Source organism: Pseudomonas fluorescens group sp. (assembly GCF_020093335.1).
In the GTDB taxonomy this organism is placed as follows: domain Bacteria; phylum Pseudomonadota; class Gammaproteobacteria; order Pseudomonadales; family Pseudomonadaceae; genus Aquipseudomonas; species Aquipseudomonas petroselini.
The window spans coordinates 173,644-189,671 of sequence record NZ_JAIOKW010000003.1 but is presented as its reverse complement, the minus strand read 5'-3'; the positions used below and the strand labels follow the sequence as shown (position 1 = coordinate 189,671).

Below are 16,028 nucleotides of genomic sequence, written 5' to 3'. Positions count from 1 at the left end.
ACCCTTATTAATAATAGGGCTATTGGTCTTTGCGGGCGGGGCGAGGATACTGGCCGCCGTTTTCCGTGACCTCGAAGCCACCATGACTTTTAAACGACTGACCGTTGTACTGCTGGCCTGCCTGACGTTGTCCGCCTGTGGCGGCGTTGATCCGAATTCGCCGCTGGGCCAGCGCAAGGCGATCTTCAAGCAGATGCTTAAGACCGGCGAAGACCTGGGCGGCATGCTGCGCGGACGCATCCCGTTCGACGGCGCGAAATTCGCCGACGGCGCGGTCAAGCTGGACGCGTTGTCCCATGAACCATGGAAACATTTTCCGAGCGTGCGTGAAGAGGATCACACCAGCGCCAAGGACGATGTCTGGCAGAAACAGGCTCAATTCCAGCAACTGGCCCGCAACCTTGAAGCGGCCACCGGTGAATTGGTGACCGCCAGCCAAGTGCAGCCTTACAAGGCCAGCAACCTGGGGCCTGCGGTGCAGAAAGTTGAAGATGCCTGCAGCGCCTGCCATAAACAGTTCCGGGACCACTGACTGGTTTTACTGGTCGAGTTCTTCCACGGCGTCCTGCAGTTCCTTGCGGGACTCGGCGAGTTTGTCCTTACGCTTGTTGATCTTGTCCGCGTCGCCTTTTTTCATGGCCTTGTCGAGGTCGGCCTGACGGCGGCTGACTTCATGCTTGGCGTCGAGCACCTTGTTTTCCCGCTCTTTCCTCAGGGAGGCGTCGGTGCAGTTGGCAGTGACTTCGCTCAGGGCTTTTTCCAGGCCGGCTTGTTGTTCGCTGTTGCCGTGGACCTTGGCTTGTTCGATCTGGGTGCTGATGGCTTGGCGCTTGGCCGCGCAGCCGGTGAGCTGAGGGGCTTCTTCGGCGGCCAGCAGCGGCGTGGCCATGAAGCTTGCGACGGTCAGCAAGGCAAAGGGGGCTAGAAATTTCATGTGGGGCTCCAAAGTCGCAATCTGATGGCGCGGACAGCGGGTTCAAAAACCGTCTATCCCCGCCACGCGTAATGTTTCAGCCAAGGCCTGTACGTGCGGGTCGCGAAAAAAAGCGCTCAGTTGCGCTGCGCGGCCCGGGCCGATGCCATCGATGGCCAGCCAGGCCTGGGTGTCTCTGGCGACCAGCGTCTGCCAGTCGCCTTCCAGGTTATTACGTGCCGCAGGCGGTACACCCAAGGCCTTGAGCCATTGTGCGAAGGGCCGTTGCCGCGCGCTGTGGAAGCTGTCGACCACGCGCGCACGGGTGCGATCACCGAAGCCATCAATGTTAGCAAGCTCTGCCGTATCCAGGGTTAACCAATCGAGAAAGCCTGCGATTAGACCGGCCTGGATCAATACGCTCCAGGTTTCGCGGCCTATGTGTGGCAAGGCGAGGCCCTGGTTGCCGCTCAGCCAGGAAAGGCGCGCCAGCAACTGCTCCTCGCAACCGGGGTCCAGTTGCCAGCAACTCAAGGCATGGAATTTCCCCGGATTGGGCACGGGCAAGTCCGCCCTTGTGCTGCTGCGCAGGATGACCTCATCCAGCCGAGGGATCACCTGGCCCGCCAGGCTGATGGAGACGTGGTCGCCAGGGCGGATATCCAGCGATTGCCAGCGCTTCAATGAGCCGGCGCTCACCCGGCTGATCTGCCGGTCATCCAAGCGCACCGGTTCCAATTCCAGCATGGGTGTGATGCGCCCGGTACGGCCGATCTTGAATTGCACGTCGCGCACCAGCGCCAGGGCCTTGGTCGTCGGGTACTTCCAGGCGGCCGCCCAGTAGGGGGTACTGACCTGCCAACGCTCGGCAGGGGCGTGCTGCGCCTGGTGCAACACCACCCCATCGCTGGCGAACGGCAGTGGATGGCCATACCAATAGGCGCGCCAGTGCGCGGCTTCGCTGATGTTCCGGATGGGCTGGCTGAAGCGCTGGGTGTCAGTGAACCCCCAACGTTTCAGTGTGGAAAGGCGCTCGGTAAAGGCTGCCGGCCCTTGTGGCCAAGCCCAGACGAACAGGCCAATGCCGGCGGCATCGGTGTCGCCCAAGTGTTTGCGGTTCATCAACCCGGCCACCTTGCTGCGGGCATTGAGCCCGCCGCTGGCCGATTGCACATGGTCGTCGAGGCGCCAATAGAGTTCGCCTTGCAGCACCAGGTCGATGGGGTCGGGCAACTGCTGGACAATGCCGGGGATTTTGCGCGCGGAGGCAGACCAGTCGTGGCCCATGACACCATCGCCTCGGCTGATGACTTGGCGCAGGCGACCCTGTTGATACACCAGGGTTACCGCCACTCCGTCCACCTTGGGTTGAATCCAGACATCCTTTCGTGTGCCCAGCCAGGCGTCGACTGCGTGTTCGTCCAGCAGTTTCTCCAGGCCTGTATGCGCAACGGGGTGAGGCTGGGCGCCACGTGAACTCGCCAGTGGGGTGTTGGGTGTCGCGGTGGGGGCGGGGAAGCACTGATGCCACTGAGCCAGGCGCTGGCGCGCCTGGTCGTAGAGTTCGTCGCTCACCGGGGATTGGCCAAGCCGGTGGTAACTGTCATCCCATTGGCGTATCTGTTCGGCCAGGGTACTGACGTGTGCTCGGGCTTCATCGGAGCACGCTTGGGCCCACACCCAGCAGGGTAGGGCGCTGAGTAAAAGGGCAAACAGTAAGTGCATCATGAGCATCCTTGCTCGGAAAGGGGGCCCAGCCTAAATGATCCACGCGGCCACAAAAAAGCCCCGGCAGTGCGGGGCTCTTTACGGGGTGTTTCTATTTACTTGAACAGGCCGCCCAGGGCTTTCACCGCGTCGGGCTTATCGGCCTTGGCCTCTTGGGTTTGCTGCTTGGCGTCGGCTTTGGCCTGGGCCTCAGTGAGTTTGTTACAACCTTTGTTGATCTGGTCCTGCGCCGCTTTGAAGGCTTTCACTTTCAAGCTGTCCTTCTGGGCCTCGGCTGCATCGATCTTGGCTTGCAGGTCGTTGGCTTGCTTCTGGCAGTCGCCGGAGTTGCCGCCGCCCAGTTGGGAGCTCAGGGCGCCACTCAGTGCGCTCAGGTCGGCGGCGTTTGCCGGCAGGGCAAACAGGCTGAGCAGGAGGGCGGCAGGGGCGAGCGTGGAGATGCGCATGGAAAACCTCAATGTTCGATTGCCTGCGCGCTGATGAGTCCCGGGCTGGCGCAGGGCAATATCCAAATAAGGTGACGGGCCCGAGAGGGCGCGGATTCTAGAGGGCCATCATTGAGCCTGCAAGGTTTGGATCCAAAAAACGTGAAGGCCATCGCGCAAATGACGGCGCAATAAAAAGCCCCGCCGGGCGAACCCGGCGGGGCTTTTGTGTACCGAGAGCGATTACAGGCCGGCGGCAATCCGCAGGTCGTTGGCGCGGTCGGTTTTTTCCCAGGTGAAGGTGGTGAAGGTGTCGTCGCCGACCGTCTTCTGCGCAGGGGTACGACCGAAGTGGCCGTAGGCTGCGGTTTCCTGGTACATCGGGTGCAGCAGGTCGAGCATGGTGGTGATCGCGTAAGGGCGCAGGTCGAAGATCTCACGCACCAGCTTGACGATCTTGTCATCGCTGATCTTGCCGGTGCCGAAGGTATTCAGCGAGATCGACGTAGGCTGGGCCACACCGATAGCGTAGGACACCTGGATCTCGCAACGCTCGGCCAGGCCGGCGGCGACGATGTTCTTGGCCACGTAACGACCGGCGTAAGCGGCGGAACGGTCAACCTTTGAAGGATCTTTACCCGAGAACGCGCCACCGCCGTGACGGGCCATGCCACCGTAGCTGTCGACGATGATCTTGCGACCGGTCAGGCCGCAATCGCCTACCGGGCCACCGATGATGAACTGGCCAGTCGGGTTGATGTGGAACTGGGTGTCCTTGCTCAGCAGCTCGGCCGGCAGCACGTGCTTGACGATCAGTTCCATCACGCCTTCACGCAGGTCGGCGTAGGACACGTCCGGGTTGTGCTGGGTCGACAATACAACGGCGTCGATACCCACGACTTTGCCGCCTTCGTAACGGCAAGTGACCTGGGACTTGGCGTCCGGGCGCAACCACGGCAGCAGGCCGGACTTACGCGCTTCGGCCTGACGTTGCACCAGTTGGTGCGAGAAGGTGATCGGTGCAGGCATCAGCACGTCGGTTTCGTTGCTGGCGTAGCCGAACATCAGGCCCTGGTCGCCAGCGCCCTGGTCTTCCGGCTTGGCACGGTCGACGCCTTGGTTGATGTCTGGGGACTGCTTGCCGATGATGTTCATCACGCCGCAGGTCGCGCCGTCGAAACCGACGTCGGAGCTGGTGTAGCCGATGTCGGTAATCACGTCACGGACGATCTGCTCCAGGTCGACCCAGGCGGTGGTGGTCACTTCGCCAGCGATGATCGCTACACCGGTTTTCACCAGAGTCTCGCACGCCACACGGGCGAACTTGTCTTCAGCAATGATGGCGTCCAGCACCGCGTCAGAAATCTGGTCGGCGATTTTGTCCGGATGCCCTTCAGACACGGACTCGGAGGTGAAAAGGGAGTATTCGCTCATCTCGATGTTTTCCTGATATTTACCGATGGTGAGTGTCGCCAGCCGGCCGCTGAAAATGGCGGACCTGGATCTGGAAACCATTACGTAAACCTACATAGAGGCTTTCCCCGGGAACGAGTCCCGCAGCGGTGGCCCAACGGGCCAGATCGTCCTGTTCAAAACCCAACCAGAGATCACCGCAGGCCTCCCTGGCCCAATTCTGGTTGTGGCTGCATAAATCTGTCACCAGCAGGCTACCGCCGGGGTGCAGCAGCCCGGCCATTTGCTTGAGGGCGTCGGCGGGGGCGGCGAAATGGTGCAAGACCATATTCAACACCACGCAGTCGGCCTTTAACGCCGTGCTATTCAATGCGTCCGCCAGCTGCAGGCTGACATTGCCCAGCGCTTCGCGTTCGCACAGCTGGCGCGCCAGTTCGAGCATCGCCGGGCTGTTGTCCAGCGCGGTGACCTGCTGGAAGCGCCGCGCCAGGTCCGGTAAGAAACCGCCGTCGCCTGGGCCGACCTCCAGCGCGGTGGCCTCCTCACTGAAGCTCAGCTTGTCGAGCAGCGCCAGTACGCTGTCGCGGTATTGCGGCAAACCGGCGATCAAGTCCTGTTGGGCGCGAAATTTCTCGGCGACCCGTGCGAAAAAGTCCTGGCTCGCGGCGGCGCGTTGCCCATGGACTTGGCCGATGCGCGACTGCACATCGCCCGGCAGACCCAGGTTGTCCACCTCTTCGAGCAGCGCGGCGTGCAGCTTGCCGCCAAGCAACTCGGTGTGGGGCAGGGCGCGACGGTAGAAAATCGCATTGCCTTCGCGGCGGGTAGCCACCAGGTCGGCCTGGGCCAGCACCTTCAAGTGATGACTCATGCCGGATTGGCCGATGGCGAAGATCTGCGCCAGTTCCAATACGCCGAAGGAATCGTTGGCCAGTGCGCGCAATACGTTCAAACGCAACGGGTCGCCAGCGGCCTTGCATAAGGCTGCCAGTTCATCGCCGTCGTCAGGACGCAGGGAGGGCATGGGTAGGTTCATAAGGCCAGCAGTCTAGAGACGGGTGGGAGTCCTCGCAAGGCCAATATCAAAAAGTTTTGATATTGATCGATAAGTGGCGGTTATAAGCAGCCGCTATAACCTTTAGACGAACCGGTTAACGGTTTCTGCAAGCGAATGCCGCCCAAAGCACAGGAAAAACACCCACAAGTGACTATCTGTCATTGCCCGCAGGCGGTGGCTGAGGGAAAATGCCGGTCCTTTTTTCCGTTTCTTTTCAGCAAACCCCAGGAGATCAGCGATGCCCAGCCGTCGTGAGCGTGCCAACGCCATTCGTGCCCTCAGCATGGATGCCGTGCAAAAAGCCAACAGCGGCCATCCCGGTGCCCCGATGGGCATGGCGGATATCGCCGAGGTACTTTGGCGTGACTACCTGAAACACAACCCGAGCAACCCATCGTTCGCCGACCGTGACCGCTTCGTGCTGTCCAACGGCCACGGCTCGATGCTGATTTATTCGCTGCTGCACCTGACCGGCTACGACGTCACCATCGATGACCTCAAGAGCTTCCGCCAGCTGCACAGCCGCACCCCCGGCCACCCTGAATTCGGCTACACCCCAGGCGTCGAGACCACCACCGGTCCCCTGGGCCAAGGCCTGGCCAATGCCGTGGGCTTCGCGCTGGCGGAAAAAGTCCTGGGCGCGCAGTTCAACCGCCCCGGCCACGACATCGTCGACCACCACACCTACGTGTTCCTGGGTGATGGCTGCATGATGGAAGGCATTTCCCACGAAGTCGCTTCCCTGGCCGGTACCCTGGGCCTGGGCAAGCTGATCGCGTTCTACGATGACAACGGCATCTCCATCGACGGCGAAGTCGAAGGCTGGTTCACCGATGACACCCCTAAGCGTTTCGAAGCCTACAACTGGCAGGTGATCCGCAACGTCGACGGCCACGATCCGGAAGAAATCAAGATCGCCATCGACACCGCCCGCAAGAGCGCTCAGCCGACCCTGATCTGCTGCAAGACCACCATCGGTTTCGGTTCGCCGAACAAGCAGGGCAAAGAAGACTGCCACGGCGCCCCGCTGGGTGACGCGGAAATCGCCCTGACCCGTGAAGCACTGAAGTGGAACCATGGCCCGTTCGAAATCCCGGCCGACATTTATGCCGAGTGGGATGCCAAGGAAAAAGGCCTGGCTGCCGAAGCCGAGTGGGACCAGCGTTTTGCGGCCTACTCCGCCGAATTCCCGGAGCTTGCCAACGAACTGGTACGCCGCCTGGCCGGTGACCTGCCTGCCGACTTCTCGGAAAAAGCCTCGGCCTACATCGCCGAAGTCGCGGCCAAGGGCGAGACCATCGCCAGTCGTAAAGCCAGCCAGAACACCCTGAACGCCTTTGGCCCGCTGCTGCCTGAGTTCCTCGGCGGATCCGCCGACCTGGCCGGTTCCAACCTGACCCTGTGGAAAGGCTGCAAAGGTGTTTCGGCTGAAGACGCCAGCGGCAACTACATGTACTACGGCGTACGCGAGTTCGGCATGAGCGCCATCATGAACGGCGTGTCCCTGCACGGTGGCCTGGTGCCTTACGGCGCGACCTTCCTGATGTTCATGGAATACGCCCGCAACGCCGTACGCATGGCCGCGCTGATGAAGAAGCGCGTCATCCACGTGTACACCCACGACTCCATCGGCCTCGGCGAAGACGGTCCGACGCACCAGCCGGTCGAGCAACTGACCAGCCTGCGTACCACGCCGAACCTGGATTGCTGGCGCCCAGCCGACGCGGTCGAATCCGCCGTGGCCTGGAAGCACGCCATCGAACGCAAGGACGGCCCTTCGGCGCTGATCTTCTCGCGCCAGAACCTGCAGCACCAAGCGCGTACCGACGCACAGATCGCCGACATCAGCCGTGGCGGCTACGTGCTCAAGGACTGCATCGGCGAGCCGGAGCTGATCCTGATCTCCACCGGTTCCGAAGTGGGCCTGACCGTCCAGGCCTACGACAAGCTGACCGCCCAAGGCCGCAACGTGCGTGTTGTGTCCATGCCATGCACCAGCGTGTTCGAAGCCCAGGACGCCGGCTACAAGCAATCGGTGCTGCCGTTGCAGGTCAGCGCGCGTATCGCCATCGAAGCGGCGCATGCCGACTACTGGTACAAGTACGTGGGCCTGGAAGGCCGCGTGATCGGCATGACCACCTACGGTGAGTCGGCGCCGGCGCCAGCGTTGTTCGAAGAGTTCGGCTTCACCCTGGAAAATATCCTGGGTCAGGCTGAAGAGCTGCTGGAAGACTAAGTCAGTCTGCGTTGTCTGTACTGGTGCCATCGCGGGCAAGCCCGCTCCCACATTTGGATCGCGGTCTAATGTGGGAGCGGGCTTGCCCGCGATGGCGTCAGAACATTCAACACCGAACTAACATTGATCGAGAACCCCATGCCCCAACCGCGTCCTTACAAAGTTGCACTCAACGGCTACGGCCGCATTGGTCGTTGCGTCTTGCGTGCTCTGTTCGAGCGAGGGGCGGCTGCCGGGTTTGAAATTGTCGCGATCAACGATTTGGCCGACATGGCCAGCATCGAATACCTGACACGCTTTGACTCCACACACGGCCGGTTCCCCGGCGAAGTGCGGGTCGAGGGCGATTGTCTGCATATCAATGGCGACTGCGTGAAAGTCCTGCGCAGTGCCACCCCCGAGGGCATCGACTGGGCGGCGCTGGGCGTCGACCTGGTGTTGGAATGCTCCGGTGCTTATCACACCCGTGCCGATGGCCAGCGTTTCCTCGACGCTGGCGCACCGCGTGTGCTGTTTTCCCAGCCGATGGCAAGCGAGGCGGATGTCGACGCCACCATCGTCTACGGCATCAACCAGGATTGCCTGACCGGCAACGAGCTGCTGGTGTCCAACGCCTCCTGTACCACCAACTGCAGCGTGCCATTGTTGCGCCTGTTGGATCAGGCGATCGGGCTGGACTACGTGTCGATCACCACGATTCACTCGGCGATGAACGACCAGCCGGTGATCGACGCCTACCATCACGAAGACCTGCGCCGCACGCGCTCGGCGTTCCAGTCAGTGATTCCGGTGTCCACCGGGCTGGCACGCGGTATCGAGCGACTGTTGCCGGAACTTGCCGGGCGAATCCAGGCCAAAGCCGTACGGGTGCCGACGGTGAACGTGTCCTGCCTGGACATCACCATGCAAACCGTCAGCGACACCGATGCGACGGAGGTCAACCGGATCCTGCGCGACGCCGCCAGCAGCGGGCCGCTCAAAGGCTTGCTGGCCTACACCGAGTTGCCCCACGCCAGTTGTGATTTCAACCATGACCCGCATTCGGCCATTGTCGATGCCAGCCAGACCCGCGTTTCCGGCCCGAGGCTGGTGAACATCCTGGCCTGGTTCGACAACGAATGGGGTTTTGCCAACCGAATGCTCGACGTTGCGGAACATTATCTGCATATCGCCTCTAAACAACCTCAACAGTAATTCAGGAACTGCCACCCATGACCGTGTTGAAGATGACCGACCTCGATCTGCAAGGTAAGCGCGTACTGATTCGCGAAGACCTCAACGTCCCAGTCAAGGACGGTGTTGTCACCAGCGATGCGCGAATCCTGGCCTCGCTGCCGACCATCAAGCTGGCCCTGGAAAAAGGCGCGGCCGTGATGGTCTGCTCCCACCTGGGTCGTCCGACCGAGGGTGAGTTCTCCGCCGAAAACAGCCTCAAGCCGGTAGCCGAGTACCTCAGCAAAGCCCTGGGCCGCGACGTGCCGCTGGTGGCTGACTACCTGGGTGGCGTTGACGTGAAGGCCGGCGACATCGTGCTGTTCGAAAACGTGCGCTTCAACAAAGGCGAGAAAAAGAACAGCGACGAGCTGGCCCAGCAATACGCTGCGCTGTGCGACGTGTTTGTGATGGACGCGTTCGGCACTGCTCACCGCGCCGAGGGTTCGACCCACGGCGTGGCCAAGTTCGCCAAGGTTGCCGCTGCTGGCCCGCTGCTGGCGGCTGAACTGGATGCACTGGGCAAGGCCCTGGGCGCTCCGGCGCAACCGATGGCCGCCATCGTCGCTGGCTCCAAGGTGTCCACCAAGCTGGACGTGCTCAACAGCCTCAGCCAGATCTGCAATCAGCTGATCGTCGGCGGCGGCATTGCCAACACCTTCCTGGCCGCTGCCGGTCACCCGGTCGGCAAGTCCCTGTACGAGCCGGACCTGCTCGACACCGCTCGTGCCATCGCCGCCAAAGTCAGCGTGCCGCTGCCGGTGGACGTGGTCGTCGCCAAGGAATTTGCCGAAAGCGCCGAAGCCACCGTCAAGCTGATCGCTGATGTGGCTGACGACGACATGATCCTGGATATCGGCCCGCAAACCGCGGCCAACTTCGCCGAACTGCTGAAAGCTTCCCAGACCATCCTGTGGAACGGTCCGGTCGGCGTGTTTGAGTTCGACCAGTTCGGCAACGGCACCAAAGTGCTGGCCAAGGCCATCGCCGAAAGCTCGGCATTCTCCATCGCCGGCGGCGGCGACACCCTCGCGGCCATCGATAAATATGGCGTTGCTGACCAGATCTCCTACATTTCTACCGGTGGCGGCGCATTCCTTGAATTCGTCGAAGGCAAAGTCCTGCCGGCCGTTGAAGTGCTGGAAACCCGGGCCAAAGGTTAAGGCGCGTGATCCGGAAAAGGAGTATTCCCATGATCAAGTCGTTGGCATTGTTGATCGCAGCGGGCCTGTTGGCCGGCTGCGGCAGCACGCCAAACGCAGAGCCGGAAGCTGGAAAGCCTGCGGCGCAGCAGAAAAAAAGCTGCTACCAGGCGGACTGGCAAGCCGAGACCATGCCGGTGATCAACAAGCGCATCGGCAACGAACGGCTGGAGAAATACGACTCCGCGCCCAACGGTCAGGAACAGGGTTGCCCTTGACGGGTCTGATCAACTAACCGACAGCAGCGGCGGCCCCCTGGTCGCCCTGTGAGGATTGGCAATGAAAGGCGTTTTCGCCCTGGCAGCCCTGGCCCTGTTGGCCGGCTGCAGCAGCATGAACATGTTCAACAAGGCAGAGCCTGCCGATAAATGGACCACCTGGACCTGCGACAGCAAGGCCGAGGTCAACTGGCGCTTTGCCAACCAGGCTCGTAGCGAGGTGGATGTACGCCTCGGCGGTTCCGACCAGGTTTATCGCCTCAAGCAGGAGGTTGCCGCCTCGGGTGTGCTGTATGCCAACGATCAACTGGCGTTTCACACAAAAGGTGAGGAAGGCCTGGTTTACTGGGTCGCCACCGATGATTTGATCGGGCGGGGCTGTAAAGCCCAATAGAGACACCAGGGTCTTGAAATTAATGAGATCCAAATGTGGGAGGGGGCTTGCCCCCGATAGCGGTGTGTCAGGCACCGACTTCGTTGGGTGAACCGCAGCCATCGGGGGCAAGCCCCCTCCCACATTGATTCGATTCCAGACTGGAATTTGGGGCAGCCTCATCAGCAATAACGATTCAGCAGGCCAGGCATGCAAACCCTGACCCGCAATAACTTGAATAGCAGCCGCCGCTACGGCAGGCTTGCACGATTAACGACCCTCGACCGGGAGAGACAACACAATGGCACTTATCAGCATGCGTCAAATGCTGGACCACGCAGCCGAGTTCGGCTACGGCGTCCCAGCCTTTAACGTCAACAACCTTGAGCAGATGCGCGCCATCATGGAAGCCGCTGACAAGACCGACTCCCCCGTGATCGTCCAGGCTTCGGCCGGTGCGCGCAAATACGCCGGCGCGCCCTTCCTGCGTCACCTGATCCTTGCTGCGATCGAAGAATTCCCACACATCCCGGTGTGCATGCACCAGGACCACGGCACCAGCCCTGACGTGTGCCAGCGCTCCATCCAACTGGGCTTCAGCTCGGTCATGATGGACGGCTCCCTCGGCGAAGACGGCAAGACCCCGACCGACTACGAATACAACGTCCGCGTCACCCAACAAACCGTGGCCATGGCTCACGCCTGCGGCGTATCGGTTGAAGGTGAGCTGGGCTGCCTGGGTTCCCTGGAAACCGGCATGGCTGGCGAAGAAGACGGCATCGGCGCCGAAGGCGTGCTGGATCACAGCCAGATGCTGACCGACCCGGAAGAAGCCGCTGACTTCGTGAAGAAGACCCAAGTTGACGCCCTGGCCATCGCCATCGGCACCAGCCACGGCGCCTACAAGTTCACCAAGCCGCCTACCGGCGACGTGCTGGCCATCGACCGCATCAAGGAAATCCACAAGCGCATCCCTAACACCCACCTGGTGATGCACGGTTCTTCCTCGGTGCCGCAAGAGTGGCTGGCGATCATCAACCAGTACGGCGGCGACATCAAAGAAACCTACGGCGTACCGGTTGAAGAAATCGTCGAAGGCATCAAGTACGGCGTGCGCAAGGTCAACATCGACACCGACCTGCGTTTGGCGTCCACGGGTGCGATGCGCCGTTTGATGGCGACCAACCCGAGCGAGTTCGATCCGCGTAAATTCTTCGGTGCTACCGTGACCGCGATGCGCGATGTGTGTATCGCACGCTACGAAGCGTTCGGCACTGCAGGTAACGCTTCGAAGATCAAGCCGATCTCGTTGGAAGCGATGTACCAGCGTTACCTGAAAGGTGAGTTGAACGCCAAGGTGAACTGAGCCTAGGACGTTTAAAAGAAGCCCGCAGCGATGCGGGCTTTTTTATGGCTGCGATTGGGGCAGGCGGCGTTGAGGGTATCGAAACCACGGTGTTCGAGGGCGGTGTTCAATGAGTACGTTTATCACCGCACAGTCATCCGCTATACAGCCAAATAAAAAAGTTAAGAATCCTTTGAAAAGTCTTCGATGCTTGTAAGTTTAAATGACGTGCACCGTTGTCACTTTCTGCTTTGTTTGTGTGCCATTGAAGAGGCGACTTTATCGGATATAGATGGTTTAAGGTTGGCCTTTGATTGCGCGTTGCAATCTATTTAAGGGTGAGGTTGAACGTGAGCTTTATTAAAACTACCGGTGTTGTCATGGTGTTGGTAGCAGCATTTTCAGTTGTTTCGGCCTATGCGCAGGGCCGTATATTTACTGCGTCTATTGATGAGAAAGGCACTGTCACCGCTCAATCGTCTAGGTGGTTGAAGGAGGTGACGTTGACCGCGCAGCCTGATTACTTCTCAGAATACAAAGTCAGATTTGTTCCCGGCGTCTTTAAACAGGCACCCCGTTTTTGTACGGTCTCGGTAACAGATGTCAGTTCAAATGAGCATGTTTTTTATGGTCATGCCAAGTTGGGTGGCTTACCGAAAATTAACTACGTTAATGTATTGACGCTCAAAGTGGGTGATAACAAGCCTGCGGGTGATTCTTCGATGGGGTTCATGTTGATGTGTGTTGAGTAAAGTGATGTAACCAAGAGGCCCCGGCGGGTTGCGGGGGCTTCTTTCATAAGTCTGGAGGGGTCAATCGTGATCTATATCCAACTTGGCAAACGTCACCCGCGCGCCCTCCTTGCTGTCCCCACTGTTGTCCTGCACATACGCCCCCGCCTTGAAGTACAGCGGCTTGGCGCCCCACGCCGCACCAATGCGCTCATTCCACTCACCGTCCGCGGCGTACACACTCAGCAACCCCGCCTTATTGAGGTTGATCACGTAGGTGAAGCTCTTCTCCAGCGGCACATTGGACGCCACGGTGATCACCCGCCCTTCGCCGTCATCCGGGCGCATGCGCACCTTGGCGACGATATTGCCGGTCTGGGTTTTTTCCTTGAATTGGTATTCCAGCTTGATCAGCGGCTTCTGGCTGTCGTACGCATGAATCTGCCCAATCACGATTTTGCCGGTAGAGGGCACCTGATTGACGGTCAGGGTGGCGCGCAGGAAGTTGTCCGCATCCGGGTAGGTCCAGTTGCGCAGGCGCCCATCGGCGTAGGTCTCGCGCAATTCGCTGCGCGGGTACACGGCATTTTCGGTGCGGGTGCCGGTGACGGGGGTCCAGAATTGCACGTTGCTGCCTTCGGCCTGGAAATACTGGTCCTTGAAGCCGCTCATCAGCTTTGGGGTCTCGATGGTGGCGGGCGGGGAGCCGACCGGAATGCTCAGGTTCCAGGTGGAAAGATCAATCATGGCGTAGGCCTTTTTACAGAGGGGTATAGGCTATGGCCCTTGGGCCAGACAGGTTCTTTATAGGCGGTAGTCCTGCGCTTGTTAATTAATCCCTGGCAAATTATTGGCGCCAAAGGAATGCCAAAAAGCCATGTTTCCCATGCGCCGTGGCCTCCAGACCCTGACCGTTAGTCGGCTTCCTGAACTTTGGCGCGATGATGGCACCGCGGTCACTTCTGATTTTCCGGAACCGAGGCTAGAGTGAGGCCTCAGTATTTGTCCGGGTTTTATACCAGAAGTGACCGGAGCAGCTCCTTCAAGGAAGAGACGTAGCATGGATTGCGCTCCACACCTAGGCGATGGCGGATCGGTTTTGCTGGTAGTCGATGACTATCCGGAAAACCTGGTCAGCATGCGTGCACTTTTACAGCGCGAAGACTGGCAAGTGGTCACCGCCGGTTCCGGTGTGGAAGCCCTGGAGTTACTGCTCAAGCATGACGTCGACCTGGTGTTATTGGACGTGAAAATGCCCGGCATGGACGGCTTCGAGGTGGCCCGCCTGATGCGTGGCAACCAGCGCACCCGCATGACGCCGATCATCTTCCTCAGTGCCAATGCGCAATCCCCGGCCGCTGTGCTGGAGGGCTACGCCAGCGGTGCCATCGATTACCTGTTCAAACCCTTCGACCCGCATATCCTCAAGCCCAAGGTCCAGGCGTTGCTGGAGCACCAGCGCAATCGCCGTGCCTTGCAGCGCCTGAGTCATGATTTGGAGTCTGCCCGCGCCTTTAATGCGTCGGTGTTGGACAACGCCGCCGAAGGCATTCTGGTGGTGAGTGAGGAGGGCGTGATCGAGTACGCCAACCCGGCGATTTCACGCCTGCTCAATGCCACGATGGATGAGCTGCAGGGGCAAGAGTTCTTGAGCTTCCTGCAGAAACCCCATGTGCCCGCGTGGCTGGAGTCGCAGATGTATGCCGGTTACCGCGACGGCGAAACCTGGCGCCTGCATGATGCGATCTTGCGCACCGGCCGGGGCCAGCAGGTGCCGGTGGCCTTGTCCTGTGCACCGTTGCCCGCCGAACAGAAGGCCATGGTGGTGACGGTGCTGGACATGTCCGAGGTGCGCCACCTGCACCAACAACTGGAGTTCCAGGCCGTCACTGACCCGCTGACCGGGCTGCTCAATCGGCGTGGTTTCTATCAGGCGGTGGAGAACACCCTGCTGCGCAGCGAGCGGGTAGAGCAATCGCTGGTATTGCTCTACCTGGACCTTGACGGCTTCAAGCGGGTCAATGATTCCCTGGGCCATGACGCCGGCGACCGGGTATTGCGCTGGGTCTCGGAGCAGTTACAGGGTTGCCTGCGCTCCTATGACATTCTGGGGCGCATGGGCGGGGATGAATTCACCGCGCTTTTAGAGCTGGAGTTCCCCGAGCAAGCGGCGAAGATCGCGGAAAAACTGATCGAACGCGTGTCGATCTGCCAGCAGGTGGAGGGCCTGGATGTGATGCTCGGCGTCAGCATCGGCATCGCCACGTTCCCGGATTGCGGCTCGGACTTGAACGGCCTGCTGCGCGCGGCTGACATCGCCATGTACGAAGCCAAGCGTGCGGGCCGCCAGCAATATCGCTATTACGACCAGGAAATGAACGGCCGCGCCCGTTCGCGCCTGATGCTGGAAGACAGCGTGCGCACGGCGATTCAAAACAAGGATTTCACCTTGGTCTACCAGCCCCAGGTTTCCCTGGCGGACGGGCGTTTGCGCGGTGTGGAGGCGCTGTTGCGCTGGCAGCATCCGAGTGTTGGCGATGTGCCGCCCGGGCTGTTCTTGCCATTGCTGGAGGAGGCGCGCTTGATCAGCCAGCTGAGTAGCTGGATTTACCAACAGGTCGCCGCCCAGCGCCTGGCGTGGCAAGCCACCTTCGATCAGGAACTGGTCCTGAGCGTGAGCTTGAGCAGCCATCAGTTCAATATGCCCAACCTGGCGGCCCAACTGCAGCAGGTGTTTGAGCGCCATGGGTTGCAGGGGCGCCAGTTGGAGGTGGAAATCAGCGAAGACAGCCTGACGAGTAACCTGGAAGAGTCCGGCAAGCAGCTGAAGTTATTGCGCCAGATCGGTGTGCGGATTGCCCTGGATGACTTCGGTTCGGGCAACTGTTCCCTGGCACATCTGCGCGACCTGGCCTTCGACACCCTCAAGCTCGACCCGCAGTTGATCGCCCGCCTGCCGGGCTCGGCACGGGATGCGGTGATGGCGCGCAGCATCATCGAGCTGTGCGGGCATTTTGATGTGCTCGTGGTCGCCGAAGGTGTGGAAACCTCGGAGCAAGCCCAATGGCTCAAGGCCAATGGTTGCGCGTACATCCAGGGCCCGTGGGCGGCGCAGCCGATGGTGGCCGAGGACGTGGTGGACTGGTCACGCGCCCGCGTGCGTTGAATTCGTTAC

15 protein-coding genes are annotated in these 16,028 nt (G+C 60.6%); 9 read left to right on the top strand and 6 right to left on the bottom strand.

Annotated features, from left to right (window positions below):
* Window positions 1–82: 82 nt before the first annotated feature.
* The gene (locus K7431_RS05455) at window positions 83–532 is read left to right on the top strand and encodes a c-type cytochrome (RefSeq protein WP_015886301.1); all 450 of its coding nucleotides are present in this window, start codon (window positions 83–85) and stop codon (window positions 530–532) included.
* Between the two features lie 6 nt (window positions 533–538).
* Here the strand turns inward: K7431_RS05455 and K7431_RS05450 are convergent, their stop codons facing one another.
* The 5 genes from K7431_RS05450 to K7431_RS05430 all read right to left on the bottom strand — a co-directional run bounded on the left by K7431_RS05450 (window position 539) and on the right by K7431_RS05430 (window position 5,515).
* Entirely contained in the window at window positions 539–934 is a 396-nt protein-coding gene (locus K7431_RS05450; RefSeq protein ID WP_015886300.1) for a DUF1090 domain-containing protein, read from the bottom strand.
* A 42-nt stretch (window positions 935–976) separates the two neighbouring features.
* The gene (gene ligB, locus K7431_RS05445; RefSeq protein WP_015886299.1) at window positions 977–2,641 is read right to left on the bottom strand and encodes an NAD-dependent DNA ligase LigB; all 1,665 of its coding nucleotides are present in this window, start codon (window positions 2,639–2,641) and stop codon (window positions 977–979) included.
* A gap of 95 nt (window positions 2,642–2,736) precedes the next feature.
* Window positions 2,737–3,087, bottom strand: a complete 351-nt coding sequence (locus tag K7431_RS05440) for a hypothetical protein (RefSeq protein ID WP_043206029.1) — start codon at window positions 3,085–3,087, stop codon at window positions 2,737–2,739.
* 222 nt (window positions 3,088–3,309) lie between these two features.
* On the bottom strand, window positions 3,310–4,500 hold the full coding sequence (gene metK / locus K7431_RS05435; RefSeq protein WP_015886297.1) for a methionine adenosyltransferase: 1,191 nt from the start codon (window positions 4,498–4,500) through the stop codon (window positions 3,310–3,312).
* Window positions 4,501–4,519: 19 nt separating this feature from the next.
* A complete protein-coding gene (locus tag K7431_RS05430; RefSeq protein ID WP_015886296.1) occupies window positions 4,520–5,515 on the bottom strand; it encodes an ArsR/SmtB family transcription factor in 996 nt (331 codons plus the stop codon).
* Window positions 5,516–5,774: 259 nt separating this feature from the next.
* On the opposite strand from K7431_RS05430, the gene tkt reads away from it, so the two are divergent.
* From tkt to K7431_RS05395, 7 genes are all read left to right on the top strand, one after another.
* Window positions 5,775–7,772 carry a transketolase gene (gene tkt, locus K7431_RS05425; protein ID WP_015886295.1) on the top strand — a complete coding sequence of 666 codons (1,998 nt, stop codon included), beginning with the start codon at window positions 5,775–5,777 and terminating at the stop codon, window positions 7,770–7,772.
* Window positions 7,773–7,910: 138 nt separating this feature from the next.
* Complete coding sequence (gene epd, locus K7431_RS05420) at window positions 7,911–8,966, top strand: erythrose-4-phosphate dehydrogenase (RefSeq protein ID WP_015886294.1); 1,056 nt, start codon at window positions 7,911–7,913, stop codon at window positions 8,964–8,966.
* 17 nt (window positions 8,967–8,983) lie between these two features.
* A complete protein-coding gene (locus tag K7431_RS05415; RefSeq protein WP_015886293.1) occupies window positions 8,984–10,147 on the top strand; it encodes a phosphoglycerate kinase in 1,164 nt (387 codons plus the stop codon).
* A 29-nt stretch (window positions 10,148–10,176) separates the two neighbouring features.
* Window positions 10,177–10,404: a hypothetical protein gene (locus tag K7431_RS05410; protein ID WP_043206025.1), complete on the top strand. Its 228-nt coding sequence runs from the start codon at window positions 10,177–10,179 to the stop codon at window positions 10,402–10,404.
* 61 nt (window positions 10,405–10,465) lie between these two features.
* Entirely contained in the window at window positions 10,466–10,798 is a 333-nt protein-coding gene (locus K7431_RS05405; RefSeq protein ID WP_015886291.1) for an MliC family protein, read from the top strand.
* Between the two features lie 280 nt (window positions 10,799–11,078).
* Complete coding sequence (fba, locus tag K7431_RS05400; RefSeq protein WP_003177554.1) at window positions 11,079–12,143, top strand: class II fructose-bisphosphate aldolase; 1,065 nt, start codon at window positions 11,079–11,081, stop codon at window positions 12,141–12,143.
* Between the two features lie 359 nt (window positions 12,144–12,502).
* Window positions 12,503–12,874 carry a hypothetical protein gene (locus K7431_RS05395; protein WP_255611184.1) on the top strand — a complete coding sequence of 124 codons (372 nt, stop codon included), beginning with the start codon at window positions 12,503–12,505 and terminating at the stop codon, window positions 12,872–12,874.
* Window positions 12,875–12,934: 60 nt separating this feature from the next.
* On the opposite strand, the gene K7431_RS05390 is transcribed toward K7431_RS05395, so the two are convergent.
* Entirely contained in the window at window positions 12,935–13,600 is a 666-nt protein-coding gene (locus K7431_RS05390) for a polysaccharide lyase family 7 protein (RefSeq protein ID WP_043206023.1), read from the bottom strand.
* 313 nt (window positions 13,601–13,913) lie between these two features.
* Here K7431_RS05390 and K7431_RS05385 point away from each other — a divergent pair, with 313 nt between their 5' ends.
* Complete coding sequence (locus tag K7431_RS05385) at window positions 13,914–16,019, top strand: putative bifunctional diguanylate cyclase/phosphodiesterase (protein ID WP_015886288.1); 2,106 nt, start codon at window positions 13,914–13,916, stop codon at window positions 16,017–16,019.
* The last annotated feature ends 9 nt before the right edge of the window (window positions 16,020–16,028 follow it).

Coding starts and splice junctions, on each gene's coding strand:
- tkt (WP_015886295.1), top strand. CDS start 5,775: ATGCCCAGCCGTCGTGAGCGTGCCAACGCCATTCGTGCCCTCAGCATG.
- K7431_RS05390 (WP_043206023.1), bottom strand. CDS start 13,600: ATGATTGATCTTTCCACCTGGAACCTGAGCATTCCGGTCGGCTCCCCG.
- K7431_RS05405 (WP_015886291.1), top strand. CDS start 10,466: ATGAAAGGCGTTTTCGCCCTGGCAGCCCTGGCCCTGTTGGCCGGCTGC.
- K7431_RS05450 (WP_015886300.1), bottom strand. CDS start 934: ATGAAATTTCTAGCCCCCTTTGCCTTGCTGACCGTCGCAAGCTTCATG.
- metK (WP_015886297.1), bottom strand. CDS start 4,500: ATGAGCGAATACTCCCTTTTCACCTCCGAGTCCGTGTCTGAAGGGCAT.
- fba (WP_003177554.1), top strand. CDS start 11,079: ATGGCACTTATCAGCATGCGTCAAATGCTGGACCACGCAGCCGAGTTC.
- ligB (WP_015886299.1), bottom strand. CDS start 2,641: ATGATGCACTTACTGTTTGCCCTTTTACTCAGCGCCCTACCCTGCTGG.
- K7431_RS05455 (WP_015886301.1), top strand. CDS start 83: ATGACTTTTAAACGACTGACCGTTGTACTGCTGGCCTGCCTGACGTTG.
- K7431_RS05395 (WP_255611184.1), top strand. CDS start 12,503: ATGGTGTTGGTAGCAGCATTTTCAGTTGTTTCGGCCTATGCGCAGGGC.
- K7431_RS05415 (WP_015886293.1), top strand. CDS start 8,984: ATGACCGTGTTGAAGATGACCGACCTCGATCTGCAAGGTAAGCGCGTA.
- K7431_RS05430 (WP_015886296.1), bottom strand. CDS start 5,515: ATGAACCTACCCATGCCCTCCCTGCGTCCTGACGACGGCGATGAACTG.
- K7431_RS05385 (WP_015886288.1), top strand. CDS start 13,914: ATGGATTGCGCTCCACACCTAGGCGATGGCGGATCGGTTTTGCTGGTA.
- epd (WP_015886294.1), top strand. CDS start 7,911: ATGCCCCAACCGCGTCCTTACAAAGTTGCACTCAACGGCTACGGCCGC.
- K7431_RS05410 (WP_043206025.1), top strand. CDS start 10,177: ATGATCAAGTCGTTGGCATTGTTGATCGCAGCGGGCCTGTTGGCCGGC.
- K7431_RS05440 (WP_043206029.1), bottom strand. CDS start 3,087: ATGCGCATCTCCACGCTCGCCCCTGCCGCCCTCCTGCTCAGCCTGTTT.